Source organism: Pantoea sp. CTOTU49201, from assembly GCF_032054795.1.
Taxonomy (GTDB): domain Bacteria; phylum Pseudomonadota; class Gammaproteobacteria; order Enterobacterales; family Enterobacteriaceae; genus Pantoea; species Pantoea symbiotica.
The window spans coordinates 1-5,244 of the sequence record NZ_DAMBSA010000333.1 but is presented as its reverse complement, the minus strand read 5'-3'; the positions used below and the strand labels follow the sequence as shown (position 1 = coordinate 5,244).

Here is a 5,244-nt window from a genome sequence, read left to right as displayed (position 1 = left end):
GCCTCCACGGTGTTTGGCGGCGGCAACGAACATATCATTCTGTCGCCGGAAGAGAGCAACGGCATTCTGGTTGCCGCCAACTATATGCAGGAAATCCCCTCACCGGAAAACAAAGCTTTCGTTGAGCGATTCCATGCGCGCTACGGCGCCAATACGCCGTACATCAGCGACCTGGCGATGGGCGCTTATCAGGGCATGTTGATCTGGGCGGAAGGGGTGCGCAAAGCGGGCGATGTCGATCGCATGAAGGTGATCGAGGCGCTGGAGTCCGGCGTCACGCTGACCTCGCCGAGCGGCAAGCTGAGCGTCGATCCCGCCACGCATCACTGTTCGCTGGATGTGCATATCGCCGAAGTGGAAAACCATCAGATGAAAATTCTGGAAACCTTCACCGATCAAGCGCCGGTGGATACCGCGATGGTGTGCGATCTGAAGAAAAATCCGCGCGATACCAAACAGTATCAAATTGAGCTGTAACAGGAGCCGCTATGGATCTGTTCATTATCTACGCCATTGAAGTGCTCAATGCCATCGCCGTGCTGGTGATCATGAGCGTTGGGCTGGCGGTGGTGTTCGGCATGATGAAAATCGTCAATATGGCGCACGGCGAATTCATGATGCTGGGCGGTTACAGCGCCATTCTGGCCACCAATCAGTGGGGCGTGCCGATCTGGATCTCAATGCTGGTGATCGCACCGCTCACCGTGGGCGTGTTTGGCGCGGTGATTGAGCGCGTGATCATCCGTCATCTGTATGGGCGGATGATCGACACCATGCTGGCGACATGGGGGCTGAGTCTGGCGCTGATCGGTGCTGCAACCATGCTGTTCGGCAACACCACGCTGGGCATCAGTTCGCCGCTGCCCAGCGTCAGCATTGGCAATTACAGCACCAGCGGTTATTCGCTGTTCATGATTGTGTTTGCGGTCGGCTTGCTCGGCGCGCTGTGGCTGCTGCTGCGCTTTACCACCTTAGGTTTGTGCGCGCGTGCCACCATGCAGAATGCGCGCATGGCGGCGGCGCTCGGCAGCAATCCGGGCAAAATCTACAGCCTGACGTTTGGCCTCGGCGCGGCGCTATCGGGTTTGGGCGGCGCACTGTTAGCGCCGATTACCGGCGTGATCCCAACCATTGGCGTCAGCTTTATCGCCAAAGCCTTTATCACGGTGATTGGCGGTGGCAGCGCCATCATCGCCGGTACGCTCTCCGCCTCCACGCTGTTCGGCACCATTTCGCAGTTGGTGACCTACTTCTCCACGCCGGTGTTTGGTGCGGTTGCGCTGTTGCTGAGCGCCATTGTGCTGCTGCGCTTGCTGCCGCAGGGCATCACCGGGCGCTTCTTCAGGAGATCGCTGTAATGAAACTGTTCTCGGAAAAGATCCAGATTGTCGTCACCTCACTGGCGATGGTGCTGGTGGCGCTGTGGCTCTCAGGTGCGATTGAGCTCTACACCTTGCTGTCGCTGACAGTGTTTCTGGTGATGGGCTTGTTGTCGCTCAGCCTGGCGTTTATCTGGGGTTACGGCGGCATTCTGTGCTTCGGCCAGGCGGCGTTTTTCGGTTTAGGTGCTTATACCTATGCGATTTGCGCCATCAACTGGGGCGATTCGACCTGGGCAGTGGTGATGGCGGTGCTGCTGCCAACGCTGTTCTCGCTGCTGCTCGGCTATGTGATTTTTTATGGCGGCGTCAGCGATGTCTATCTCGGCGCGATCACGTTGGCAGTTAGTCTGGTGCTGTTCAACTGGGTCAACTCCACCTCCGGCAGCGAATATCACATCGGCGAAGCGCTGCTGGGCGGCTTTAACGGCATTCCCTCGGTGCCGACGCTCAACCTGCCGTTCCAGCCGGATGCGATTTTATCGCCCGAGGCGATCTTTATGGTCACCGCCGGATGTCTGGCGCTGTGCTACGCCTTGCTGAAGTTCGTGCTGCTAAGCCGCTTTGGCAAAACCGTGGTGGCGATTCGCGAGAACGAGCAGCGCGCCGGATTGCTCGGCTACAACGTGCCGGCGCATAAGCTGGCGACTTTTGCCATCGGCGCGGCGATTGCCGGACTGGCGGGCTGTTTGTACGTCAACTGGGGCGCGTTTGTCAGTCCTGGCGTGTTCAGCATCAGCCAGTCGGCGCAAATCATCATCTGGGTGATTGTCGGTGGACGCGGCACGCTACTTGGGCCGGTGATCAGCTGCGTGTTGTTGCAGTGGATGGTGACGCGGCTGGGCGCGCAGCAAACCGTGGATGTCAATTTAGTGCTCGGCGTGATCCTGGCGGTGTTTGTGTTGCTGATTCCGGGCGGTATTTTGCCGACGCTACAGCGCCTGTGGCGGCGCAAGCGTCGTGCCGCTGTGCCCGCCAGCCGCGCGCAGGTCAGTGAGGTGAAACAATGACAACCAACGTGTTACTGGAAACCCGCAAAATGGGCGTCAGTTTTGGCGGCGTACATGCGGTGAAAGAGGTGGATTTCACCTTACGTGAAGGCGAGTTGCGCTGCCTGATTGGCCCCAACGGCGCAGGCAAAAGCACCTTCTTCAAGATGCTGAGCGGCCAGGTGACGCCGACGCGCGGCGAGTGTCGCTATCGCGAACAGGTGATCTCCGGCAAACGACCATGGGAAATCGCGCGTTTGGGGATTGGCATCAAAACCCAGGTGCCGAGCGTGTTCGAAGGTTTAAGCGTGCAGGAAAACTTGTGGCAGGCGGCAGCCAATAAGCTGGCGAAAGCGGCGCTGCCAGCGGCGATTGAACAAGTGCTGGAGGATATCGGCCTGGTCGATCTGCAACATGCGGTGCTCTCCGAGTTAGCGCATGGTCAGCGGCAGTGGGTGGAGCTGGGGATGATCCTGATCTCCAAACCGCAGCTGGTGCTGCTGGATGAACCGGCGGCGGGCATGACGCATCAGGAAGTGCGCAAAACCGCGCAGCTGATCAAGGCGATCAATCAGCAGAGCACGGTGGTGGTGGTGGAACACGACATGGAGTTCATCAGCATGATTGCGCAGCAGGTGACGGTGTTTAACCAGGGCGCGGTGCTGGCGGAAGGCAGCTTCCGCGAGGTGACGCAAAATCCGCTGGTGAAAGAGGCGTATCTCGGCAATCTGGAGATTAAACATGCTTGAAATAAAAGAGATGGTTTCGGGCTACAACAAGATTCCGGTGCTGAACTTATCCGAGCTGTTTGTCGGCGCCAAGTCGTTCACCGGCGTGCTGGGCCGCAACGGCATGGGCAAAACTACGCTGCTGCGCACCATTATGGGTGAACTGCCAGCCTGGCAAGGCCGCATCGCGCTGAACGGCATCGATATTACTGGTTATCAGGCGCATCAGCGGGCGGTGGCGGGCATCGGTTTTGTACCGCAAGGACGACAGATTTTCCCGCAGCTGACGGTGGAGGAGAATCTGCGTATGGGCTGCGTGAAACACTTCTCCCGCGCCGGGCAGATTATCGAGCAGATGCTGGAATATTTTCCGCGCCTGAAACGCCTGCTGGCGCAGCCGGGCGGTGCGCTGTCGGGCGGCGAGCAGCAGCTATTGGCGCTGGCGCGTTGCCTGTGCGGCCAGCCGCAGCTGGTGCTGCTGGATGAGCCAACGGAAGGGATTCAACCGAATATCTGCGAGGAGATCATTGAGACGTTGCGGCGGCTGCGCCATGAGATGGATATTTCGATCATTCTGGTGGAGCAGGATATCGAGTTTCTTTATGCGCTTTCTGACCAGATTCATGTGATTGAGAAGGGGCAGATTGTGCAGAGGATCGATCCGAAAACCCAGTCAAGTGCCAGCGTGGCAGAGCAGTTTTTAGGGTTTCATGTTTGAGCATTATTCAAGGTGCGCATGAATGCGCACCCTACAAAACCGCTCCGCATCCTTGTCCGCCCTGACACAGCACCCGGCAGCATCAGCAAAGCACGGATTCAGCCGCTCGCTTACTGTGAGGCTTCCTCATTCGGGATGCGCATAGGGTGAACCATGACTGAACAATCATTACTGGCAACGCTTTCTGGTGTCCGGCTGCATATTTTCCATCCTGATTCACAGAGCGTGCGCGCGTTTTGCGCCTCGCTGACGCAGTTGGGCTGTCACGCGCAACACAGCTGGCCGCCAATTGCATCAATTCCTGCGGATACGCAGCTGCTGCTGGTGGCGATCGATGTCCATCAGCAGCAGCCTTTATCCACTCTGTTCAATAGCGCGCGCGAAAGCGATATTCCCATCATCGCGCTGGCGGATAGCCACAACGCGCGGCTGTTTCCGCTGCTGCTACAACTCCAGCCCAACGCCATCGCCGAGCGTGAGCTCAATCCGTTTGCCTTAATTGTGCAGATGATCGGCACGCTACAAACCGTGCGTCATCACCAGCGGTTGCGTGCGGTGCAGCAGGCGCGTAAAGCGCGTGGGGAAAGGTTGGCGCAGGCCAAAGGCGTGCTGATGCAGACCTTCGGGCTGGATGAATCGGGGGCGTATCGCTTGATGCGCAGCGAAGCGATGAACACGCGCAGCAGCATGGAATACACCGCCGAGCGCGTGATCACCACGTTACAAAAGTAGCGGCGCGTCCGGCTGCCGTAACAGGCTGCTGGGCGTGTAACCAAAGGCTTTGCGAAATGCCAGGCTGAAGTGCGACATATCGCTGAAGCCGTGATCCAACGCCACCTGAGTGATATTGCGCGCTTTGCCTTCGGCCAGAACGCGATGACACGCCTGTAAACGCTCCTGCCAGAGAAAGTTCATCGGCGTGGTGCCGTGGGCGGCAAACACCCGGCTGATGGTGCGCGGTGAGACGTGATGCGCATTGGCGATCTGCGCCACCGACAGCTCCGGTTCTTGCAGATTGTGGCGCAGAAAACTCACCACGCGCGAATACAGATCCGGCTTCAGCGCCTCTTCGCTGTGCTGCAAATTGACGCTGACCGAAATCATATTCAGCAGCGTGTTGGCAAACTGCTCCGCCAGAAACGGATTCTCGCGGTCGGGATTAAACACAAAGGCTTCCTGTAAAAGCAGCTTGAGCGATGCCATGCCGGGGCGCGTAAGATCCAGCGTTTTGCCCGCTAGTTTGGCGGTGGCAGGCGCTTCCTTCTCCATGATGTGGCGCGGCAGATGCACGATATTGATCGCCACCTTCTCCATGGCAAAATCAAACGGCGTCGCGGCATCGTAAATCACCACGTCGCCCGCGCTGACGCGTGATTGATTGCCATTCTGCCGCAGCGTGCCGCTGCCCGCGCAAACGTAGCCCAGATAGA

The 5,244-nt window shown here is 58.4% G+C and carries 7 protein-coding genes; 6 read left to right on the top strand and 1 reads right to left on the bottom strand.

Annotated elements, in window-relative coordinates; translation table 11 throughout:
• The 6 genes from RTY00_RS19210 to RTY00_RS19185 all read left to right on the top strand — a co-directional run.
• A partial coding sequence (locus tag RTY00_RS19210; RefSeq protein WP_312665559.1) for a transporter substrate-binding protein occupies nt 1-477 on the top strand: 477 nt, incomplete at its 5' end.
• 11 nt (nt 478-488) lie between these two features.
• Nucleotides 489-1,358, top strand: coding sequence for a branched-chain amino acid ABC transporter permease (locus tag RTY00_RS19205; protein ID WP_061719130.1), 870 nt, complete (start codon nt 489-491; stop codon nt 1,356-1,358).
• A complete protein-coding gene (locus RTY00_RS19200) occupies nt 1,358-2,389 on the top strand; it encodes a branched-chain amino acid ABC transporter permease (RefSeq protein ID WP_312665557.1) in 1,032 nt (343 codons plus the stop codon). The genes RTY00_RS19205 and RTY00_RS19200 overlap by 1 nt, the downstream gene beginning before the upstream one ends.
• The gene (locus tag RTY00_RS19195) at nt 2,386-3,117 is read left to right on the top strand and encodes an ATP-binding cassette domain-containing protein (RefSeq protein WP_312665555.1); all 732 of its coding nucleotides are present in this window, start codon (nt 2,386-2,388) and stop codon (nt 3,115-3,117) included. The genes RTY00_RS19200 and RTY00_RS19195 overlap by 4 nt, the downstream gene beginning before the upstream one ends.
• The gene (locus RTY00_RS19190; RefSeq protein WP_008109378.1) at nt 3,110-3,814 is read left to right on the top strand and encodes an ABC transporter ATP-binding protein; all 705 of its coding nucleotides are present in this window, start codon (nt 3,110-3,112) and stop codon (nt 3,812-3,814) included. Before RTY00_RS19195 ends, RTY00_RS19190 begins: the two co-directional genes overlap by 8 nt.
• A 153-nt stretch (nt 3,815-3,967) precedes the next feature.
• Complete coding sequence (locus RTY00_RS19185; protein WP_312665553.1) at nt 3,968-4,546, top strand: ANTAR domain-containing protein; 579 nt, start codon at nt 3,968-3,970, stop codon at nt 4,544-4,546.
• On the opposite strand, the gene RTY00_RS19180 is transcribed toward RTY00_RS19185, so the two are convergent.
• Nucleotides 4,535-5,244, bottom strand: a 710-nt coding sequence (locus RTY00_RS19180) for a helix-turn-helix domain-containing protein (RefSeq protein ID WP_312665551.1), incomplete at its 5' end; no start/stop codon positions are given. The genes RTY00_RS19185 and RTY00_RS19180 overlap by 12 nt on opposite strands.

What these genes read in the sequence shown, in the direction of transcription:
- RTY00_RS19205 (WP_061719130.1), top strand. Translation starts at nt 489, where the DNA reads ATGGATCTGTTCATTATCTACGCCATTGAAGTGCTCAATGCCATCGCC.
- RTY00_RS19200 (WP_312665557.1), top strand. Translation starts at nt 1,358, where the DNA reads ATGAAACTGTTCTCGGAAAAGATCCAGATTGTCGTCACCTCACTGGCG.
- RTY00_RS19195 (WP_312665555.1), top strand. Translation starts at nt 2,386, where the DNA reads ATGACAACCAACGTGTTACTGGAAACCCGCAAAATGGGCGTCAGTTTT.
- RTY00_RS19190 (WP_008109378.1), top strand. Translation starts at nt 3,110, where the DNA reads ATGCTTGAAATAAAAGAGATGGTTTCGGGCTACAACAAGATTCCGGTG.
- RTY00_RS19185 (WP_312665553.1), top strand. Translation starts at nt 3,968, where the DNA reads ATGACTGAACAATCATTACTGGCAACGCTTTCTGGTGTCCGGCTGCAT.